Annotated in this window: 19 protein-coding genes; 11 read left to right on the top strand and 8 right to left on the bottom strand. The window is 65.8% G+C overall.

Going from position 1 to position 19,316, the window contains the following annotated elements; translation table 11 throughout:
- Positions 1-62 precede the first annotated feature (62 nt).
- Both ACQR1F_RS18825 and ACQR1F_RS18820 read right to left on the bottom strand, forming a co-directional pair.
- Positions 63-470, bottom strand: coding sequence for a DUF4332 domain-containing protein (locus tag ACQR1F_RS18825; protein WP_316182561.1), 408 nt, complete (start codon positions 468-470; stop codon positions 63-65).
- A gap of 67 nt (positions 471-537) precedes the next feature.
- A complete protein-coding gene (locus tag ACQR1F_RS18820; RefSeq protein ID WP_315804223.1) occupies positions 538-744 on the bottom strand; it encodes a hypothetical protein in 207 nt (68 codons plus the stop codon).
- Positions 745-1,079: 335 nt separating this feature from the next.
- Between ACQR1F_RS18820 and ACQR1F_RS18815 the strand changes: the two genes are divergently transcribed.
- Entirely contained in the window at positions 1,080-2,687 is a 1,608-nt protein-coding gene (locus ACQR1F_RS18815; RefSeq protein WP_434899720.1) for a helicase HerA-like domain-containing protein, read from the top strand.
- Positions 2,688-2,845: 158 nt separating this feature from the next.
- Positions 2,846-4,249: a M20/M25/M40 family metallo-hydrolase gene (locus tag ACQR1F_RS18810; protein WP_434913623.1), complete on the top strand. Its 1,404-nt coding sequence runs from the start codon at positions 2,846-2,848 to the stop codon at positions 4,247-4,249.
- A 51-nt stretch (positions 4,250-4,300) separates the two neighbouring features.
- On the opposite strand, the gene ACQR1F_RS18805 is transcribed toward ACQR1F_RS18810, so the two are convergent.
- Both ACQR1F_RS18805 and ACQR1F_RS18800 read right to left on the bottom strand, forming a co-directional pair.
- A complete protein-coding gene (locus ACQR1F_RS18805; protein ID WP_434913622.1) occupies positions 4,301-5,512 on the bottom strand; it encodes a diguanylate cyclase domain-containing protein in 1,212 nt (403 codons plus the stop codon).
- Between the two features lie 145 nt (positions 5,513-5,657).
- Complete coding sequence (locus ACQR1F_RS18800; RefSeq protein WP_434913621.1) at positions 5,658-6,752, bottom strand: trypsin-like peptidase domain-containing protein; 1,095 nt, start codon at positions 6,750-6,752, stop codon at positions 5,658-5,660.
- 222 nt (positions 6,753-6,974) lie between these two features.
- Between ACQR1F_RS18800 and groES the strand changes: the two genes are divergently transcribed.
- The 5 genes from groES (at position 6,975) to ACQR1F_RS18775 (ending at position 10,787) form a co-directional block, all read left to right on the top strand.
- Positions 6,975-7,289, top strand: a complete 315-nt coding sequence (groES, locus tag ACQR1F_RS18795; protein ID WP_316182572.1) for a co-chaperone GroES — start codon at positions 6,975-6,977, stop codon at positions 7,287-7,289.
- Positions 7,290-7,329: 40 nt separating this feature from the next.
- A complete protein-coding gene (groL, locus tag ACQR1F_RS18790; RefSeq protein WP_434913620.1) occupies positions 7,330-8,952 on the top strand; it encodes a chaperonin GroEL in 1,623 nt (540 codons plus the stop codon).
- Positions 8,953-9,217: 265 nt separating this feature from the next.
- Positions 9,218-9,448, top strand: a complete 231-nt coding sequence (locus ACQR1F_RS18785) for a hypothetical protein (RefSeq protein ID WP_315716108.1) — start codon at positions 9,218-9,220, stop codon at positions 9,446-9,448.
- A gap of 265 nt (positions 9,449-9,713) precedes the next feature.
- Positions 9,714-10,163, top strand: a complete 450-nt coding sequence (locus ACQR1F_RS18780; protein WP_434913619.1) for an Hsp20 family protein — start codon at positions 9,714-9,716, stop codon at positions 10,161-10,163.
- Between the two features lie 90 nt (positions 10,164-10,253).
- Positions 10,254-10,787, top strand: coding sequence for a hypothetical protein (locus tag ACQR1F_RS18775; RefSeq protein ID WP_316182574.1), 534 nt, complete (start codon positions 10,254-10,256; stop codon positions 10,785-10,787).
- A gap of 108 nt (positions 10,788-10,895) precedes the next feature.
- On the opposite strand, the gene ACQR1F_RS18770 is transcribed toward ACQR1F_RS18775, so the two are convergent.
- Both ACQR1F_RS18770 and ACQR1F_RS18765 read right to left on the bottom strand, forming a co-directional pair.
- Positions 10,896-11,675 carry a class II aldolase/adducin family protein gene (locus ACQR1F_RS18770; protein ID WP_315804214.1) on the bottom strand — a complete coding sequence of 260 codons (780 nt, stop codon included), beginning with the start codon at positions 11,673-11,675 and terminating at the stop codon, positions 10,896-10,898.
- Positions 11,676-11,767: 92 nt separating this feature from the next.
- Entirely contained in the window at positions 11,768-13,420 is a 1,653-nt protein-coding gene (locus tag ACQR1F_RS18765; protein ID WP_316182575.1) for a glycosyltransferase family 39 protein, read from the bottom strand.
- 441 nt (positions 13,421-13,861) lie between these two features.
- Between ACQR1F_RS18765 and ACQR1F_RS18760 the strand changes: the two genes are divergently transcribed.
- Both ACQR1F_RS18760 and ACQR1F_RS18755 read left to right on the top strand, forming a co-directional pair.
- Positions 13,862-14,782: a hypothetical protein gene (locus tag ACQR1F_RS18760; RefSeq protein WP_434913618.1), complete on the top strand. Its 921-nt coding sequence runs from the start codon at positions 13,862-13,864 to the stop codon at positions 14,780-14,782.
- 229 nt (positions 14,783-15,011) lie between these two features.
- Positions 15,012-15,428, top strand: a complete 417-nt coding sequence (locus ACQR1F_RS18755; RefSeq protein ID WP_315716114.1) for a MucR family transcriptional regulator — start codon at positions 15,012-15,014, stop codon at positions 15,426-15,428.
- 9 nt (positions 15,429-15,437) lie between these two features.
- Here the strand turns inward: ACQR1F_RS18755 and ACQR1F_RS18750 are convergent, their stop codons facing one another.
- Both ACQR1F_RS18750 and ACQR1F_RS18745 read right to left on the bottom strand, forming a co-directional pair.
- Positions 15,438-15,863, bottom strand: coding sequence for a SufE family protein (locus ACQR1F_RS18750; protein WP_315804212.1), 426 nt, complete (start codon positions 15,861-15,863; stop codon positions 15,438-15,440).
- A gap of 74 nt (positions 15,864-15,937) precedes the next feature.
- Positions 15,938-16,399 (bottom strand): DUF5330 domain-containing protein, encoded by a 462-nt coding sequence (locus ACQR1F_RS18745; RefSeq protein ID WP_315804211.1) that lies wholly within the window; start codon positions 16,397-16,399, stop codon positions 15,938-15,940.
- A gap of 452 nt (positions 16,400-16,851) precedes the next feature.
- Between ACQR1F_RS18745 and ACQR1F_RS18740 the strand changes: the two genes are divergently transcribed.
- The gene (locus tag ACQR1F_RS18740; RefSeq protein ID WP_315804210.1) at positions 16,852-18,615 is read left to right on the top strand and encodes a PAS domain-containing sensor histidine kinase; all 1,764 of its coding nucleotides are present in this window, start codon (positions 16,852-16,854) and stop codon (positions 18,613-18,615) included.
- On the top strand, positions 18,608-19,300 hold the full coding sequence (locus ACQR1F_RS18735) for a peptidoglycan-binding domain-containing protein (RefSeq protein ID WP_434913617.1): 693 nt from the start codon (positions 18,608-18,610) through the stop codon (positions 19,298-19,300). Before ACQR1F_RS18740 ends, ACQR1F_RS18735 begins: the two co-directional genes overlap by 8 nt.
- The last annotated feature ends 16 nt before the right edge of the window (positions 19,301-19,316 follow it).

The following is a 19,316-nucleotide window of genomic DNA, read 5'->3' as shown; positions in this document are numbered from 1 at the left end:
CGCGGTTGGCACCGTCAAGTCAAGGTGTCGCACTGCACAAGCGCGGTCAATCCAGAGGGCGATCAATAGCTGATCTTCGGCTCCAGCCGCCGCGCCTTTTCGATGAGCTGGCCGACCGACTTCTCCGACGGCAGGATGCGAACCAGCTTCCGCCGGGTGTTCACTTCCTTGATGTTCTGCGCCAGCCGGGCCGGATTGCGGTGCGCCAGCTCGCGCACGGTGGTCACGCCGGCTGCGCGGACGAGGCAGACCTTGGCCTTGCCCATGCCGGGAATGCGCATGTAATCGGCGGCGTTTGCCCAATCGAGCAGTTGCTGCTCGCTGATGCCGGTCTTGGCGGCCAGCGCCTTGCGCCCTTTCACGGTCCGGGCGGCTTCGAGAAATGCGTCGGTGGTCCGGATGCCCAAAGCTTTCAGCTTGGCGGCATAGAAGGTCGTCATGCCTTCGAGTTCGGTGATCGGATATGTCATGATACTCGGCGCGCGCGAAGGTGCTTCAGATGATCTGGCCCAGGCGGTCGGGCTTGGGGCAACCGGCTCAGGCCGGGTGTGCCTGTCGCGATCGTGCCAACTGATCGGCTTCGATTTGGTCGCGGCCGAACGCAAAAAGTTCACCGGCTGACGGCTGCTGCCCCTGCCGTCGCCATCCAATATCGCTGAGGAGGTCAGGCCCGATGCCGATGATTTCAGCCACGACTTTACTGATGCCGGCCGTTCTGGCCAGCGGCTCAATCAACTCGCTCATGTGAACCCCGTCTCATCCGGTCCCCCACGACCGGACGTCCTCTCGCTGAATTCATCTTGATCGGACGATCCGTGAATTACAAGCGAGGAGCCGGCTTGGTGCGCGAATCGATTCGCGATCGACGATGAACTGTTGCAGCGATGCAAGACCGGATGTTGAATCTACGTACCAAACGTGCGCATCGCGCGGCACCAATGCTAAGAAAAGTGCGTGCCGTGCGAAGAGGTGAGGCACCCTGACGCTGGTTCCAGCTCGCGAAACTCAACTATGTTATCGTACGCGATGCTCCGCACCACGTGTGATGCGAAACATTCTCTCTCGAAAGATGGATCATCATGGCACCATCCGGAAAACCCCTGGCTGATACCGACGACAAGATCTTCGTGGGTGCCGGCGAGCAGCCGGCCTGGTTGACACTGGCGCTTGCCAATCGCCATGGACTGGTCACCGGCGCGACCGGCACCGGCAAGACGGTCTCGCTGCAGGTGATGGCCGAAGGTTTTGCCCGTGCCGGTGTTCCGGTCTTCGCCTCCGATATCAAAGGTGATCTCTCGGGCATTTCGCAAACCGGCGAAGCGAAGGACTTCATCCTCAAGCGCGCCACCGAGCTCGGCCTCACCTATCAACCCGATCAGTTCTCGACGGTATTTTGGGATGTGTTCGGCGAGCAGGGGCATCCGGTGCGCGCCACCGTCACCGAGATGGGACCGCTGCTGCTGGCGCGGATGCTCGACCTGAACGATGTCCAGGAAGGTGTGCTTAACGTCGCGTTCCGCGTGGCCGACGAGAACGGCCTCGCCCTGATCGACATGAAGGATCTGCGCGCGCTGCTCGACGCCATCATTCCGGAAGCCAAGAAGGGCGCGGATGCGGACGCCGACCCTCTGGCGCCGATCCGGAAGGCGGCGCAGTCGTTCGGCAATGTCACGCGCGCGACCGTCGGCACGATCCAGCGGCAGTTGCTCGTGCTCGAGAACCAGGGCGGCACGAAGTTCTTCGGCGAACCGGCGCTGGCGCTCACCGACTTCATGAAGACCGACCGCGACGGCCGCGGCATGATCAACATCCTCGTCGCCGACAGGCTGCTGGAGAGCCCGCGACTCTACGCGACGTTCCTGCTCTGGATGCTGTCCGAGCTGTTCGAGGAACTGCCGGAGGTCGGCGACGTCGCCAAGCCGAAGCTGGTCTTCTTTTTCGACGAGGCGCATCTGTTGTTCAATGATGCGCCGAAGGCGCTGATGGACAAGATCGAGCAGGTGGTGCGGCTGATCCGGTCGAAGGGTGTCGGCGTCTACTTCGTCACGCAGAATCCGCTCGATGTTCCGGACCGGGTGCTCGGGCAATTGGGCAATCGCGTGCAGCACGCGCTGCGCGCCTTCACGCCGCGCGACCAGAAGGCGGTGGCCGCCGCCGCCGACACTTTCCGTCCCAACCCCAAGCTCGATACCGCGAAGGTGATCACGGAACTCGGCAAGGGCGAGGCGCTGGTGTCGTTCCTGGAGGGCAACGGCACACCGGCGATGGTGGAGCGCGTCCTGATCCGGCCGCCCTCGGCGCGGATCGGACCCGTGACGCCGGAGGAACGCAAGGCGGTCATCGCCGCGAGCCCGGTCAAGGGCAAATACGACACCGCGATCGACGCCGAGTCCGCCTACGAGCTGCTGCAGAAGCGGATCGCGGGAAACGCCGTGACGACGGCAGCCTCCTCCGGCGGCGTGCTCGGCAAGATCGGCGACATCGCCGCGACGATCTTCGGCACCAACGTCAAGCGCGGCCAGCTCTCGACCACGCAGGTGATCGCGCGCAACGTCGCCCGCTCGGTCTCCGACAAGGTGGTGGGCGGGATCGCGGCCGATCTCGGCAAGCAGGTCGGTGGCTCCTTGGGCAGTTCGATCGGCCGATCCCTCGTGCGTGGCGCGCTCGGTGGACTGCTGCGGCGTTGAGATGATGTCGTGTTTCCGGTCGGCGTGATGGCCTTGCCATGTCATCGGCCGACTTGGGACGCAGGCGGCATTCACTGCCTTTGCATGAGGCTGGCCCGGACCGCGCAACGGAGCTACAAGCGGGCCAATAGCCGTTACATGCGAAGGATCCGGTGGCCATGGCCAATGCGCAGCTTCAATCCGTTCTCGATCACATCGATGCCGATTTCGACAACAGCCTGGAACGGCTGTTTGCGCTGATCCGCATCAAGTCGATCTCGGCCGATCCGGCCTTTGCTGACGATTGCAGGGTGGCGGCCGACCACCTCGCCAAGGATCTTGCGACGCTCGGCTTTGCGACCGAGGTGCGCCCGACCGCTGGCCATCCGGCCGTGGTCGGCAAGAGCAACGGTCATGGCGCCGCCAAGCCGCATGTCCTGTTCTATGGTCATTACGACGTGCAGCCGGTCGATCCGCTCGAATTGTGGCACCGGCCGCCGTTCGAGCCTGTGGTCGCCGATCACGCCGACGGCCGCAAGATCATCGTCGCGCGCGGCGCCGAGGACGACAAGGGCCAACTGATGACCTTCGTCGAGGCCTGTCGCGCCTGGAAGAAGGTGACGGGCGCGCTGCCGCTCGACATCACCATGCTGATCGAAGGCGAGGAGGAGGTCGGCTCCAAGAACTTCGTGCCGTTCCTCGAGGCCAACAAGGACGAGTTCAAGGCCGATTTCGCGCTGGTCTGCGACACCGGCATGTGGGACCCGAACACGCCGGCGATCACCACCTCGTTGCGCGGCCTGCTCTATGAGGAGATCAAGATCAAGGCCGCCAATCGCGACCTGCATTCCGGCGTGTTCGGCGGCGGCGCGCGCAATCCGATCCGCGTGCTGACCGAAGTGCTTGGCGGCCTGTTCGACGCCGACGGCCGCATCACCATTCCCGGCTTCTATGATGGCGTGAAGGACGTTCCGCCTGAGGTGCTGGAGCAGTGGAAGAAGCTGAACCTGACGCCCGAGAGCTTTCTCAAGCCGATCGGCCTGTCGATTCCCGCCGGCGAGAAGGATCGTCTGCTGATCGAGCAGATCTCGTCGCGACCGACCTGCGACATCAACGGCATCTGGGGCGGCTATATCGGCGAGGGCTCCAAGACCGTGATCCCGTCGCTGGCGCATGCGAAGGTCTCGTTCCGCCTCGTCGAGGGCCAGGACCCGCTGAAGATCCGCAAGGCGTTCCGCGACTACGTCTCGGCGCGCATTCCCGGCGACTGCTCGGTCGAGTTCGGCGATCATTCGGCGGGCGCTGCGATCGCGCTCGACTGGACCATGAAGCCGCTGGCGGCTGCCAAGCAGGCGCTGACCGAGGAGTGGGGCAAGGAGACCATCCTGATGGGCTCGGGCGCCTCGATCCCGATCGTCACCGATTTCAAGAAGACGCTCGGTCTCGATTCACTGCTGGTCGGCTTCGGCCTCGACGACGACAACATTCATTCGCCGAATGAGAAATACGACCTGAAGAGCTACCACAAGGGCATCCGCTCCTGGGCCCGCATCCTCGCCGCGCTCGCGGAGATGCCACGGTAGCCAGGCGCTCATCCGGGCTGCGATGCGCTGGTCGTTTGCACCAGGCGCAACTCACGCAGCGCTGGCGACCGAGCTCGCGGTCGGGTCGCTGCCGGCGATCTTGCGCAGCGCTGCGAGATTGGCCTCGGCGGAGGCCAGCCGCCAGCAGGATTTGCCGCTCGACTTCGCTTCATACAATGCGGCGTCCGCCGCGAACAGCAGGGCTTCCGGATCGGTGCCGTGCTCGGGCGCGACGGCGATGCCGATGCTGATGCCGATCTGGACATGCGCGCCGCCCGGCAAGGCCATCGGCGCGGTCATCACCTCGATGATGCGCTCGCCGAGCGCCAGCGCGTGGTCGACCGCAGGATCGCCGGCGAGCACGACGAACTCGTCGCCGCCGATCCGGGCGATGACGTCGTCGGAAGAGGCGGTCTGCCGCAGCATCCGGCCGACGATCTTCAGCAGCTCGTCGCCTGCGGCGTGACCGAAGGTGTCGTTGACCGGCTTGAAGCCATCGAGGTCGAGATACAGGACAGCAAGGCTGCGATCGCCGCTGGCGTCGAGCCTGCTCTGCAGCGCGTCGATCAGGCCGGCGCGATTGGACAGTCCCGTGAGCGGATCGAGCCGCGCCCGCTCGTCGCTCTCGCGTTTGGCCTGCATCACCGCCACCAGCATCCTGTTGAGCCGGAACGCCGCGCCGGTCATGGCGAGGAAGTAGACCGGCATCTGCAGATACATCGCGAACAACAGCGGCTCATGCGACGTCGCGACGCCGGGGATCACGGGGCCGATGCTGAACAGGATCATCGTGCCGACGAGGCGCGGCGCGCTGAAATTGCGAAAGCAGATGCCGCCGACCATGGCGGCCGATGAGATGCAGGTCAGTGACGCGGCCACCCAGTCGCCGGACGCGAGGCTGATGCCGACGCCAAAGCCGACGCTGGCGCTCCAGGCGACCGACAGCAGGATGTGGATGTCGGTCGGCGTCGCCAGCCGCTCGCGCGCGCGGCGGTAGGCGATCATCATCACGACCAGACGCGACAGGCAGACCGCGACTTCGAGCACGAACCAGGTGATGAAGAGCGGGCTCGGCGTGCGCAGCGCAAGCGCTCCTGCAACGGCGACGGTGTTGATGGCGCCCCCGGCGAACACCGACCAGCAGCCGTAGAGCTCGCCGGTCAATGCGCCGCGGATATCTGATGACACCGGATATCCCGGGTCGGCCAGCCAGCGCGTCACGCGCCAGCGTGGCAAACTGAACGACAAACCATCACCCCGCATTTCAATACCTCCGCGGGGTTGCAATAAGCGCGACGGCACTTAACAGGCATTTAGAGAGGTATCGGCGTCTCGCTGCATGCTTGATGCACGGTAAAAATTTACTCCACGTGGTATGCGCAGCTCACAGCGTACTGAAGTTGAATTCTCAGCCCGAAGTCCGCGCACGCGCACGTTCTTCGGCGACTGGCGCGACCTCCACCGTCGCATTGCCGAGCGCGCGGTCGCGCTCGAACACGAGGCGGACGCGCTGCCCGACCGGTGTGAGGCCGATCAGGTTGCGCACCTGCGTGGCGCTGCGCACCGGCATGTCGTTCGCCTTCACGATGATGTCGCCCTTGCGCAATCCAGCGCGTTCGGCCGGCGAGCCCACGGTGACGTCGGCGACGCGCGCGCCTTGAATGCGGCCGTCGGCCGGCGCGTCGAGGTCGAGCAGGGTCACGCCGATGCGTCCGCGATCAACCCGGCCGTTGGCGACGAGCTGCTCCATCACCCGCCGCGCCATGTTGATCGGGACGGCGAAGCCGATGCCGACATTGCCGCCGCCCGGCGAGATGATCGCGGTGTTGATGCCGACCAGCTCGCCGCGCAGATTGATCAGCGCGCCGCCGGAATTGCCGGGATTGATCGCCGCGTCGGTCTGGATGAAATCCTCGTAGCCCTGCTTGCCCAGGCCCGTGCGTCCGAGCGCGCTGACGAGGCCCGAGGTGACGGTCTGGCCGAGACCGAACGGGTTGCCGACGGCGATCACGAAGTCGCCGACCTCGAGCGCGTCACTGTCGCCAAGCGAGATCGCCTTGAGGTCGATGGGGTCCCTGATCTGCAGCAGCGCGATATCGGTGGCGGGATCGCGCCCGACCAGGCGGGCGGCGAATTTGCGGCCATCCTTGGTGCGGATCTGCGCCGTCGTGACGTGCTCGACGACGTGATTGGCCGTCATCACGTAGCCGCGCTGCGCATCGACGATGACGCCGGAGCCGGTGGCGCTGATCTGCTTCTCGACCTGCTTCGGCACGTCGAAAAACTCGCGAAACAGCGGGTCCTGATAGAGCGGATTGTCCTGGCGGACCTTGCCCTCGACCGAGATGTTGACGACGGCCGGCGTCACCTCCTTGACCAGCGGCGCGAGCGTCGGCACCCGGCCGAGCTTGAGATCGGGAATTTGGGCCAAGGCAGGCCCGGTCATCAGGCAAAGCAGGATGGCAGGCGCCAGGACGGCCCGGAGAGAAGGCGGAAGCTGCATCGTGATCCCCAACAAGCGCGATCAGGATTTTTTGGCGACGACAGAGCTGGGAAGGCGGCCGGCCCGGTTCAAGAGCCGGGCTGGCAATCGTTCCCCGAGAGTGCCAAAAAATTTGCGTGACCCTCTTGAACGAAAAGTTCGGCTTTCCTAGGTCGTTGCTCGCCCGGGGGCCTGATGGGACCCGAGGCTTATGACATCGCTGATCTGTAAAGGAGGATGTGCATGCATTTCCGTCCATTGCACGACCGCGTGCTCGTGCGCCGCATCGATGCCGAGGAGAAGACCAAGGGCGGCATCATCATTCCCGACACCGCGAAGGAGAAGCCGCAGGAGGGCGAGATCGTTGCCGCGGGTCCGGGGGCGCGGAACGAGCAGGGGCAGCAGGTCGCCCTCGGCGTCAAGCCGGGAGACCGCGTGTTGTTCGCGAAGTGGTCGGGCACCGAGGTCAAGATCGACGGCAAGGATCTCCTGATCATGAAGGAGAGCGACCTGCTCGGCATCATCGACGCGCCCGCCGCGGCGAAGAAGGCCGCCTGATCCCCAACTGACAGTCATCGAAGGAAAGGAGACGACGAACATGGCTGCCAAGGACGTGAAGTTTTCCACCGACGCGCGCGACCGCATGCTGCGCGGCGTCGACATCCTCGCCAATGCCGTGAAGGTCACGCTCGGCCCCAAGGGCCGCAATGTCGTGATCGAGAAATCGTTCGGCGCGCCGCGCATCACCAAGGACGGCGTCACGGTCGCCAAGGAGATCGAGCTGGAGGACAAGTTCGAGAACATGGGCGCGCAGATGGTGCGCGAGGTGGCCTCGAAGACCGCCGATCTCGCCGGCGACGGCACCACGACCGCCACCGTGCTCGCCCAGGCCATCGTGAAGGAGGGCGCCAAGTCGGTGGCCGCCGGCATGAACCCGATGGATCTCAAGCGCGGCATTGATCTCGCCGTCGACGCGATCGTCGCGGACCTCAAGGCGCACGCCAGGAAGATCACCAGCAACGACGAGATCGCCCAGGTCGGCACCATCTCGGCCAATGGCGACAATGAGATCGGGCGTTTCCTCGCCGAGGCCATGCAGAAGGTCGGCAACGAGGGCGTGATCACGGTCGAGGAGGCCAAGAGCCTCGATACCGAGCTGGAAGTGGTCGAGGGCATGCAGTTCGACCGCGGCTATGTCTCGCCGTACTTCGTCACCAACTCCGAGAAGATGCGGGTCGAGCTCGAGGATCCCTACATCCTGATCCACGAGAAGAAGCTGTCGGGCTTGCAGACCATGCTGCCGCTGCTCGAGGCCGTGGTGCAGTCGGGCAAGCCGCTGCTGATCGTGGCTGAAGACGTCGAGGGCGAGGCGCTGGCGACCCTGGTCGTCAACAAGCTGCGTGGCGGCCTGAAGATCGCGGCCGTCAAGGCGCCGGGCTTCGGCGATCGCCGCAAGGCCATGCTTGAGGACATCGCGATCCTCACCGGTGGCACGACGATCTCGGAGGATCTCGGCATCAAGCTGGAGAACGTGACCTTGTCGATGCTCGGCCGCGCCAAGAAGGTCGTGATCGACAAGGAGAACACCACGATCGTCGACGGCGCCGGCGCCAGGAAGGACATCGAGGCCCGCGCGCAGCAGATCAAGCTGCAGATCGAGGAGACCACCTCCGACTACGATCGCGAGAAGCTGCAGGAGCGGCTGGCCAAGCTCGCCGGCGGCGTCGCGGTGATCCGGGTCGGCGGCGCCACCGAGGTCGAGGTCAAGGAGCGCAAGGACCGCGTCGACGATGCGCTGCACGCCACCCGCGCCGCGGTGGAGGAGGGCATCCTGCCCGGCGGCGGCGTGGCGCTGCTGCGCGCCACCAAGGTGCTCGACGGCGTCAAGACCGCCAATGCCGACCAGAAGGCCGGCGTCGACATCGTCCGCCGCGCCATCCAGGTGCCGGTGCGGCAGATCGTGCAGAACGCCGGGGAGGACGGCTCGCTGGTGGTCGGCAAGCTCCTGGAGAAGGATGCCTATGGTTGGGGCTTCAACGCCGCGACCGGCGAGTACCAGGATCTGGTGCAGGCCGGCGTGATCGACCCGGCCAAGGTGGTCCGTACCGCGTTGCAGGACGCGGCCTCGGTCGCCTCGCTGCTGATCACCACCGAGGCGCTGGTGGCGGACAAGCCGAAGAAGGCCGACGCCACCGCGGCCGCGCCGTCGATGGACTTCTGATCCGATGCAGCCGGGGGCGGCTGGCCGCAGCCACCCCCGGCTCCCCGAAAGAAATATCGACAAACAACTGATCGCTGCCCCGTGAGGTCGTGGATCGGCCACAACGCGCAGCTATCAATCAGGCCAACGACCGCAATCCGTCCACAACCGGCCACAATTGCATTCGGTGAGCCGGCTGAGAACGGACCGACGGTCGACGGGAGGTGTGGTTGAGCGCTGTCGCGCCGCCCGGTCTCATCAGCAGCGCGAGCTCGCAGGCCCGATCATGCCAGCCTGGCAATACGATCATCCGCCGCCCAACCCGACCTCCGTCATGAGCATGGGCGATCCGCGTCGCTTGACACGGTTTCTGATCGAGAGCGAACAGCGCGTGGTGGCACACTGCCAGGCCGTGCTGTCGCGCGGTGACATCGATCAGCGCGAGCGCGACCGGCTGGTCAGCGTGCTCCGCGAGGCGACGATGCGGCTGCAGCGGCTGTCTGCCGTGGCCGCCTGACGGGTGTTGCGCCGCGAAAAGGCTACGACAAAAAATTCGATCTTCCCCTCTTGAAATGGATATCGGTTGTTCTAATTCGTCTGCTGCCGCTTCGGCGGCGCCGGGTGCCATCAGGGCCCGGTCGAAATCTGGGCGCTGACCGGTTGTCTGGTACTCAGAAGTCTCTTGTACCAAGTCTCTTGGTACTTAGACATCTCCGGGACTTTGAAGTCCGCATCGGCTCGGCGCTCCTTCGTATCCATCTTGCTCTCAGGAGGACTTGGCTATGAGGACCTACGACTTCTCTCCGCTGTGGCGTTCGACCATCGGTTTCGACCGTCTGTTCGATCTGCTCGACGAGACCCAGCGCGCGGTCGAGGACAACTATCCCCCGTACAACATCGAGCGGCTCGGCGACGACCGCTACCAGATTTCGCTGGCGCTGGCGGGGTTCGCGCCGGACGAGCTGTCGATCACCGCCGAGCACAACGTGCTCACGGTGGAAGGACGCAAGGGCGACAAGGAGACCCGCGAATACCTCTATCAGGGCATCTCGTCGCGGCCGTTCAAGCGGCAGTTCAATCTCGCCGACTATGTGCAGGTGACCAACGCGGCGTTCGACAACGGCCTGCTGCGGATCGAGCTCGTGCGCGAGATTCCCGAGGCGATGAAGCCGCGCCGCATCGCCATCGGCACGGCGCCGGTCGAGAAGATCGCGCAGCAGAAGGCGGCCTGACGCCTTGTTCGAGTTGCGGCGCGGGCGGCGTGTCGCCCGCGCCCTTGCAGCATCTGTCTCTTGTGAAAGGAGCGGAAGAGGAGAGACGCCATGAGCGAGCACCGTTTTTCGATCACCGCGGGCCGAGCCGGATTCCATCCGGTCTCGCACTACGAGTCGCCGGCCGACCTGCTGAACGATCGCAAGCTGTCACTGGCCGAGAAGCGGCTGATCCTGTCGTCCTGGGCGTCGGACATGTATGCCGTCGAGTCGCAGCCGGGCCTGCGCAAGATTCCGGGCATCTCCAGGCCGCTGCATCTGGCCGATGTGCTCGGCGCGCTGCGTCAGCTCGACCGCGAGGACCAGCCGCCGCGCCCGCGCGGCGGGGCGGCCATGCGCATCGTTCCGCGTGTCGATGTCGAGGCCGATGGCGCTGCGATGGACAGCACCGCTAGCGGCAGGATGCGGCCCGCCGCCCGCCTGCGGTTCTCGCGCGAGGCCAATGTGCGGCGCTATCGCAAGCTGCTTGCCACCCGCCTTGCCGAGCACGAGCGGCGCTTCGTCGAGCGCCGGCTGGCCGAGGAGCTGCAACAAGTGCACGGCCCGGCCGAGCGGCATGGCTCGGCTCGGGCCGGGTGCTGCTGACGAGGGACATCGCCGGACGAATGAAAACGCCGCCCGGAATTGGGCGGCGTTTGACTCCGAAAAGCGTAGAGGGTGATGAACCCAGGCTAGCCGATCGTCGGCGAAAAATCAATTCCGGTAGCCCGGGTTGACGCGATCGAGCCGGCGCAGCAGCGGCGGCCACACCAACTGATTGGAGCGCAGCTCGACGCGATCCTCGTTGTCGAACAGCTTCGCGTTCTTGTCGATGACCTCGTCGCGCACCGGATAGGCCGAGGGACCGAGCGTGCGGGTGCGCACCTGGATCGAGCAGGCGCGCTCCAGATGATACATGCGCTCGAAGGCGGAGGCGACGGAGCGGCCGACCGTCAGCGTGCCGTGATTGCGCAGCAGCATGTGGTTCTTGCTGCCGAGGTCGTGCTGCAGCCGCGGCCGCTCGTCATGGTCCAGCGCCACGCCTTCATAGTCGTGATAGGCGAGGTCGTGGGTCACGTATTGCGCGATCTGGTTCAGCGGCAGCAGGCCGTCGGCGCAGCTCGACACGGCGACGCCGTCCAGCGTGTGCAGATGGATGACGCAGCCGGCATCCTCGCGGACCTCGTGGATCGCGGAATGGATGGTGAACCCGGCGGGATTGATGCTGTACTCGCTCTCGGACAACTGATTGCCGTAGAGGTCGACCTTGATCAGGCTGGAGGCGGTGATCTCTTCGAACAGCAGGCCGTAGGGGTTGATCAGGAAGTGATGCTCGGGGCCGGGCACGCGGGCGGAGATGTGAGTGTCCACCAGGTCGTCCCAGCCGAACAGCGCCACCAGCCGGTAGGCGGCGGCGAGATTGACCCGCTGTGACCATTCGGCCTCGGTCATGTTCGACGGCACTTCCTTGAGGCGCGCTTCGGCTGGCGACATGGCATTCTCCGATTTCCTGGTTGACCGGAGCCTAAGCGGCTCGCCGGCGCGGGGCAGGGGGGGCAGTCATGCCGTTTGGCCGAGTGCGCCGCTCAGGGCGCCGGGATCGACAGCAGGCTGGAGATGCTGCGGCCGCGGATGTCGTAGACCCGGGCGAACACGACATCGTCGCGCTTGATCTCGACCATCACGGGTGCGGTCAGTCCCTTGCAGTAGAACTCGCCGAGCGTCATGGCGAAGTCGGCCGCATGGCTGTCCCAGCCGATGGTGAAATCGGGGCCGAGCGCGACCTGGGCGGGGCGCTGCGGGCCGCAGACCGCGACCTTCCATTTGTGCCCGATCGGCGGCACCTCCTGGCGCTCGTCGAGCTGTTCCTTCAGCCCGTCGGAGGCCTGCTTCAGCGCCAGCCCCCAATAGTCGAGCATGAAGCGGGTGTCGGCCTCGCGCACGGTGCCGGCGATGAAGTTGAAGTGGGTGTACTGATAGGGATGCAGCCGGATCATCTCCGCCAGCGGCAGCAGCAGGCCGAAGCAGAACGCGGCGATCGCCACCGGCTGCCAGCTCCGGCGCTCGTCGGCGTTGAGCCACGACAGAAGCCAGGAGAAGGCGATGCCGCCGAGCAGCGCCATCGGCGGGATCACGAACACGAAATGGCGGATGCCGTTGTAGAGCGCCGGGCGTTTGACGATCGCGATCAGGATCGGCAGCGTCGCCGCTAGGGTCAGCATCAACAGGATGCTCTTCTGGCGCGCCGGCATGTCGGGCCGCGACAGCGACATGATCGAGGCGACGACGCCGGCGACGAACAGCGCGATCATCAGTTCGGGCAGTTGCAGCGCGAACAGCGTCGGCAGATACGACCAGGGCATGTCGGGCACCGAGACCAGCGCCCCGTCGAACATCTCCTTCCACGGCTTCTCGAAGAAATGCGAGAAGTAGGTCAGGGCCCGGAACGGGTTGGCCGGTTCGATGATCGACCAGGGCCAGATCAACCCCATGATCAGGTAGCCCAGGATCAGGCCGGGGATCAGCACGTAGAGCACGTGGGCGAAGCGGCGGATCGCCTCGCGGGGCCCTTGCGTGCGGTACTCCTCCATGAACAGCGGCATGAAGCCGACCATGGCGTAGACCACGGCCATGCCGCCGAGGATCCGCGAGCCGATCGAGAAGCCGGCGCCGAGGCCGATGATCAGGATGGTGCGTGGCGAGGGGTAGGGATACTCCTCGGCAAGGCGCACGAGGCCCATCAGCAGCACCACCATGGCGACCGCGAAGGGCGCGTCCTTCGGGTTCATGAACATGTGGCCGTAGAAGATCGGGCAGAGCGCCAGCAGCAGCAGCGCGGCGAGGCCGGCCACGGGGCCGCCGATGCGGCGCGCCAGGCGCCAGGTCACGCCGAGGCCAATCAGCCCGACGATGGCCCCGACCAGCCGGCGGGTCTCGAACAATTCCAGCGGCATGATCTTGTGCAGCAGGGCTGCAACCATGTCGAAGCCGCCACCGTACATATAGAGGTTGGCGAACGACAGCGCCGCCTGGTCCCTGAAACCGGAGCCGTACATGCGCAGCAACAGATCGGCATATTCGGCATGGGTGTAATCGTCCCAGCCGAGGCCGTAATCCCGGAACGTCAGTCCGGCCACCACCGCGACTGCGGCGAGCACGAACACGGCGAGATCGTCATACGTCCGCTCGAGGGACCGCCGCGTCGGCGTCTCGAGGACCGAAGTGGTTATCGTTGTCATGGCTGAGTGTGACCCGGCGTCCCCTGGCGACCCCGCTTCCGCGTTTCAGGCTTGTGTTCCCCGCCTGCGTATAGCGCGTCCCGTGTTCGGAGGTGTCGAAAATATGGGAGGCACGCCTTGTCGCAGCGCAGCGGGGACCCGAATTTCGGCTGCTAAGCGCCATATTGGCACAGCCAAATGAACGCCCGCTGAACCAGAAGGACCGGGAGAACCCGAGAGGAACCTCCAGGAATTCCGAGGGTTGGCTGAACCGTATTGTGGCGGGATCGTGGCGGGCGGCGCAGGTCGGATACGAACTTCGGCGGTCTTGGACGAACTTCCGCTGCAAATCGTCGCGGATTTGGACTAGAAACCGGATTCAAGGACGCGCGCAACCGCAGCTATCTAATGTGATTTCGGTCGGGACACCGCCCGGAACCGGCGCATTAGGGGATGAGTTCGATGATGAGTGCAATGTTGGCCGCCGGGGCCCTCGCCGTGTTGGCCGGGCTCGGGGCGATCGCCTGGGGAATTCCGGTCAAGGAGTTCAGCGTCGGTAATACGCTGATCCTGTCGGGGACCCTTGGCGTGTGCAGCGGGCTGATCCTGTTCGGACTGGCGGCCGTCCTCAACGAGCTGAAGGTGATTTCGAGCCGGCTGAGGTCGCGTTCGGGCGCCGAGTCCGACGCCAGGCCCCTGCAGCTCCCGCCTGCCGCCGGGACGACCGACTTCGAGACCGCCCCGGTGCCGCCGACAGAAGATGTCTGGCGCGAAGGCGGTTCGCCGCGTCCGCGTCCCCGCATGCCGGACCTGTCGGCCCCCTTGTCCTCGGGGCTGTCGTCGTCCTCACCGCTGTCCTCGTCTCCCTTGTCAAGCTCGCTGCGCGCCTCCGAGTCCTTGCGGGATCCCGCCGAGTCGCCGTCCGAACCCGCCGAGCGGCCCAAGCGCAACCTGCTGTTTGCGTCGTCGCGCCGGGAGCGGGAACGCGCGGAGAAGCGCGGCGCCGAGCCGCTGCCGACGGATTTCCGGTCACCGCCCCTCAGCGCCCCGCCGCCCGTGCCGCTGGACGAACCTGCCGCGACCGAGCCGGGCGCGTCGGACGGCTGGTCGCGACCGGAGCGGACGCCGGAGCCTCTGCGCCCGCCGTTCCCGCGGCGCCTGGCGCGGGCCGCCCCGGCCTTCGTCGATCCCGAGCCAACCCCGCCGCCGCCTGAGCCGAAGGATCTGGACGCGCCGGCCGTCAGCATCGTCAAGTCGGGCGTGGTGGATGGGATGGCCTATTCGCTCTATTCCGACGGCTCGATCGAGGCGCAGATGCCCGAAGGGATGATGCGCTTTGCGTCGATCGACGAGCTGCGCACCCATCTGGAAGGCCGGACCTGAGGCAGCGGGATCACACGGTCAGGTTGAACCCGGCTGGCATACGGTACACAGTACTTGGCGGGTGACAGACTTCTCAAGAAGAAGTCCTCACTATCTTGTCATTTTGCCAGTCATTTGCCCATATTGCTTGCAGAATCGCGAGACAACGCTGCCACTCGGCGCGAGTGATACTTGCGATCGAGGGATACTTGCGATCGACGGTCACAGGGCGGAGCGGGATGAGGGGTCAATGACCGAAGCGGTCGGCAAGAGCTTTATCGATCTGACGGCTGACATCGTGTCGGCCTATCTCAGCAACAACCCGACCCCGGCGGCGGAGATTCCCTCGCTGATCAGCCAGGTGCATGCGGCGCTGACGCGGGTCGCAGCGGGACGAAGCGAGCCCGCGCCGGAGCCGGCGCGGCCCGCGGTCCCAGTGAAGAAATCGATCCATCCGGACTATCTGGTCTGCCTCGAGGACGGCAAGCGCTTCAAGTCGCTGCGGCGGCATCTGCGCACGCAGTACAACATGACGCCGGAACAATACCGCGACAAATGGAACCTGCCGCCGGACTATCCGATGGTGGCGCCGAACTACGCGGTCACCCGCTCGCAGCTTGCCAAGAAGATGGGCCTGGGCCAGCAGCGGCCCGAGCGGGAAAAGTAGCCGAGCCGATCAGGACGCCGCGGCGAGCGCCTCGCGGGCGTCGGCGCGGATGCGCTCGACCATCGAGCGCAGGCCGTTGGAGCGCTGCGGCGTCAGATGCTCGCGGAACCCGAGCTCGTCGAACACCGCGGGCGCATCGATGGTCATGATCTCCTGCGGCGTCCGCCCCGAATACAGCGTCAGCAGAATTGCGATCAGGCCGCGAACGATATGGGCGTCGCTGTCGCCGAGATAGTTCAGGACCGGCACGGCGCTGCTGTGATCGACGTGCTTGGACAGCCAGACCTGGCTGGCGCAGCCCTGCACCTTGTTCGCGGCGGAGTGCTCGTCCTCCGGCATCGGGGCCAGGGTGCGGCCGAGCTCGATCACGTAGCGGTAGCGGTCGTCCCAGTCGTCGAGCAGGGCGAAATTGTCGCGGATGTCGTCGATCGTCATGATGCTCTTCGGTCCCGATGTCGGCTTTCATATAGGCGTTCGGGACGACGAAAGCGACAGTCGGTTCCGCCGGTTCAGGGCGTCGGCGGCAGATGCCATTCGACGGCGAGATCGTCGGTCGAGAGCGTATCGGCCGGCGCGTCGCCCGGCGGAATCTCCTCGAGCACGGGGGCGTCGATCGAGCCGGTGTGATCGTTGCCGCGCTTGTCGAGACTGGCCGGCTTCACCGGGCCGATGAACTTGTCGGCGCCGGCGGGCTTCTCCGCGCCTTCGGCCTTGTCGGTGATGATCTGGTAGATCTTGCGCGCGCCTTCCTGGGCGCGGTGGCCGATCACGGTCGCGGCCTGGCCGCCGACCTCGCAGGCCTGCGGCTGGCGCTTGCAGAACTGGCTCATGTCGGAGACGGCCGCGGTCGCGGCCTGCACGGCTTCGTGCGCATTGATCTGCGGCAGCTTGTCGGCGTCCGGGCTCTTCTCGCGCGGCAGCAGCACCAGCACGAGTCCGAGCCAGAATGCCATCCGAAGCAGAAAGAACATCACGCAACCCCGACCGTGCTGCTGATCTCGCGTGCTCAAATCGCGCAACGGGATCGCAGCTGATTGTTCTATGTCGCGACTGCTTGCATTGGGCTTAATTGGTTGAGATTTCGCGAAGCCGGGCGCTGGATTTTTTTCGGAGTCAATTTTTCATTGGCGTCGGGCGCCCGCGCCGTGCAACCGGCTGTAGATCGCGCCGCTTTCGCAACCGCAGGCCCGGCCGGAAACGATGCATTCACCATCCCGGCCGAATGGCGGGCTCACCGCAGTCTGGACCTTAGCGTTCGCTTAATGCGAGTCTGACACGGTGACTTCCGACGACAGGGGGCGTCCCGGCGCGTTCTCTTTGTGAGAACCACCGATTAGGCCGAGGCGCGAGAGCCGTGAGTGTGTTGAGTATCATCCGCGATTGTCTCGATGCGTTATTGCATCCATCGGCTCGAACTGATGCGATGACGCGCGCGCGTCATCGCGCCTTCATCGCGCCGCGCCTGCTGGGCAGCCTCGCCGCCTTCGCCGTGTTTCCCGCCTATCTCGCGCTACGCGGTGCGCCGAGCGCGCTCGAGGTCGGCGCGCTGTCCTGGCTGATCGCGCCCATTCTGCTGTCCTGGTATCTGTCACGCACCGGCCGCTACGAGAGCGCCTGCGCGCTGTCGTCGATGGCGCTGTCGGCGCTGATCATGGCGGTGTCGATCGAGACCGGCGGCATCGAATCCTTTGCCGCGGTGTGGCTGATCGTCGTACCCCTGGAAGCCTCGTTCTCGGCCTCGCGCCGCGTCGTCGTGTTCTCCGCGGGGCTCGCACTGTGCTGCGCGCTGCTGCTCATCCTCATCGGTCATTTCGGGTGGCTGCCGAAGCCCGAGATCAACCCCGCCCTGCGCACCGGGCTGCTCGCGTTCGGCGTCGCCTCGGCCACGCTCTATGCGGCCGTGCTCGCCTTTGCCGCCGACACGCTCGCGCGCACCAGCGTGACGCTGCTGTCGATGGAGGAGGAGCGTTATCGCCTGCTCGCACGTAATATGAGCGACGTGATCTCCCGTCACCGTCGCAACGGCGCGGTCATGTTCATCTCGCCGGCGGCCGAGACGCTGCTCGGCGCGCCGGTCGCGCAGTTGCACGGCCACGGCCTGTTCGAACGGGTCCATGTCGCCGACCGGCCGGCCTACCTCACGGCGCTGTCGGAAGCGGCGGGCGGCAGCGAAGCCTCGAGCGTCGAGTTCCGCCTGCGCCGCGATGCGCCGGGCGAGGGCCGCGGCTTTCATCATCCGGTCGATTTCATCTGGGTCGAGATGCGGTGCCGCCCGCTCGACCGCATCGGCGTGATGCCGGGCGGGTCGGAGCAGGAGGTGGTCGCGGTCATGCGCGACGTCACCGACCGCAAGCTGCAGGAGCAGGCGCTCGAATTGGCGCGCAGCGCTGCCGAGCGCGCCGACGCCGCGAAGACGCGATTCCTCGCGACCATGAGCCACGAGCTGCGCACGCCCTTGAACGCCATCATCGGCTTCTCCGAGATGCTGATGCAGGAGCAGGTGCTGGTGCTGAACGCGGCGCGGCGCCGCGAATATGCGCAGCTGATCAACGATTCCGGCCAGCATCTGCTGTCGGTCGTGAACGGCATCCTCGACATGTCGAAGATGGAGTCCGGCAATTTCGAGCTGACGCCGGAGCCGTTTGCGCCGCGCGCTGCGCTGATCAATTGCTGCAACCTGCTGGCGCTGCGGGCGCGCGAGAACGGTGTCGATCTGTCGGCCGACGTGCCGCAGGACCTGCCGATGGTCACCGGTGATCCGCGCGCCTTCAAGCAGATCGTGCTCAACCTCGTCTCCAATGCCATCAAGTTCACCGAGCGCGGCGGCCGTGTCACGGTCTCTGCCGGCGTCGACGGCGCGCGCCTGCTGCTGCGAATCACCGACACCGGCGTCGGCATCGCCGCCGATGATCTCAAGCGCATCGGCGATCCGTTCTTTCAGGCCGGCAAGACCTACCAGCGCCGTCACGAGGGAACCGGGCTCGGGCTGTCCATCGTCAAGAGCCTCGTGAACTTGCACGGCGGCGAAATGTCGATAGAAAGCAAGATCGACGAGGGGACCACGGTCACGATCGCGCTGCCGATCAACTTCGTGGCCGAGGCGGCCGCCGGCGCCACCGTCACGCCGCTGTCACCCTCGCGCTCCGCCCAGCCAGGGCAGGTCATGCAGGTGAAGAAGAGTGCCTAGACGAGCTGCAGAGGATGATCCGGCGCCGCCGCGCCGTCGCAAGCGCGCCGCTGCGGCTGCGGCCGTCGCCGACGTGGCGGAGGAGCGCGGCTGGCTGCTGCGGGCCATGCTCTACAGCCCGAAGGATCTGTTTGCGGGCCTGCTGGCCTGTGCGGCTGGCAGCGCCATCATCATCAATGCCGTGTTCCTGCAATCGGGACCGCATCCGGCGCCGATGTTCGGATCGATCGTCACCATTCCGCCCAATCTGACGAGCTCCAATCCGCTGCCGCGGCCCCGGCCGATGGACATCTCGCCGCTCGATCCGAAGGTGATCGAGACGCGGCCCGCTGAAACCAGGGCGGCGGAGCAGAGGGCGGTCGAGCAGCGCGCGACCGAGGCGCGTCCGGATCAGAAATATGCCGATCCCCTGGCCGATCTCGTCCGCTCGGTCAGCGGCGGGCAGGGCAACGTGCCGCGTCCGCAGCCGACGCAGCAGGGCGGCAATGTTCGCCGTGTGGCTGCGGTCCAGCGTGCGCTGACCGAATATGGCTATGGCCAATTGAAGCCGACCGGGATGGTCGGCTCCGACACCCAGGCCGCGATCCAGAAGTTCGAGCGTGAGCGCAAGCTGCCGGTGACCGGCCAGGTTTCGGACCGCCTGGTGCGCGAGCTTGCGATTGTCATCGGTCACCCGATCGAATAGAGCAGGGCGGCTGCGA

It is taken from the genome of Bradyrhizobium sp. HKCCYLS3013 (assembly GCF_051167615.1).
GTDB lineage: Bacteria > Pseudomonadota > Alphaproteobacteria > Rhizobiales > Xanthobacteraceae > Bradyrhizobium.
This window is presented reverse-complemented; position numbering and strand designations above follow the sequence as displayed.

Coding starts and splice junctions, on each gene's coding strand:
- ACQR1F_RS18770 (WP_315804214.1), bottom strand. CDS start 11,675: ATGTCGCCAGCCGAAGCGCGCCTCAAGGAAGTGCCGTCGAACATGACC.
- ACQR1F_RS18755 (WP_315716114.1), top strand. CDS start 15,012: ATGACCGAAGCGGTCGGCAAGAGCTTTATCGATCTGACGGCTGACATC.
- ACQR1F_RS18810 (WP_434913623.1), top strand. CDS start 2,846: ATGGCCAATGCGCAGCTTCAATCCGTTCTCGATCACATCGATGCCGAT.
- ACQR1F_RS18785 (WP_315716108.1), top strand. CDS start 9,218: ATGCCAGCCTGGCAATACGATCATCCGCCGCCCAACCCGACCTCCGTC.
- ACQR1F_RS18780 (WP_434913619.1), top strand. CDS start 9,714: ATGAGGACCTACGACTTCTCTCCGCTGTGGCGTTCGACCATCGGTTTC.
- ACQR1F_RS18825 (WP_316182561.1), bottom strand. CDS start 470: ATGACATATCCGATCACCGAACTCGAAGGCATGACGACCTTCTATGCC.
- groES (WP_316182572.1), top strand. CDS start 6,975: ATGCATTTCCGTCCATTGCACGACCGCGTGCTCGTGCGCCGCATCGAT.
- ACQR1F_RS18820 (WP_315804223.1), bottom strand. CDS start 744: ATGAGCGAGTTGATTGAGCCGCTGGCCAGAACGGCCGGCATCAGTAAA.
- ACQR1F_RS18750 (WP_315804212.1), bottom strand. CDS start 15,863: ATGACGATCGACGACATCCGCGACAATTTCGCCCTGCTCGACGACTGG.
- ACQR1F_RS18815 (WP_434899720.1), top strand. CDS start 1,080: ATGGCACCATCCGGAAAACCCCTGGCTGATACCGACGACAAGATCTTC.
- groL (WP_434913620.1), top strand. CDS start 7,330: ATGGCTGCCAAGGACGTGAAGTTTTCCACCGACGCGCGCGACCGCATG.
- ACQR1F_RS18775 (WP_316182574.1), top strand. CDS start 10,254: ATGAGCGAGCACCGTTTTTCGATCACCGCGGGCCGAGCCGGATTCCAT.
- ACQR1F_RS18765 (WP_316182575.1), bottom strand. CDS start 13,420: ATGACAACGATAACCACTTCGGTCCTCGAGACGCCGACGCGGCGGTCC.
- ACQR1F_RS18805 (WP_434913622.1), bottom strand. CDS start 5,512: ATGCGGGGTGATGGTTTGTCGTTCAGTTTGCCACGCTGGCGCGTGACG.
- ACQR1F_RS18800 (WP_434913621.1), bottom strand. CDS start 6,752: ATGCAGCTTCCGCCTTCTCTCCGGGCCGTCCTGGCGCCTGCCATCCTG.
- ACQR1F_RS18740 (WP_315804210.1), top strand. CDS start 16,852: ATGACGCGCGCGCGTCATCGCGCCTTCATCGCGCCGCGCCTGCTGGGC.
- ACQR1F_RS18760 (WP_434913618.1), top strand. CDS start 13,862: ATGATGAGTGCAATGTTGGCCGCCGGGGCCCTCGCCGTGTTGGCCGGG.
- ACQR1F_RS18745 (WP_315804211.1), bottom strand. CDS start 16,399: ATGTTCTTTCTGCTTCGGATGGCATTCTGGCTCGGACTCGTGCTGGTG.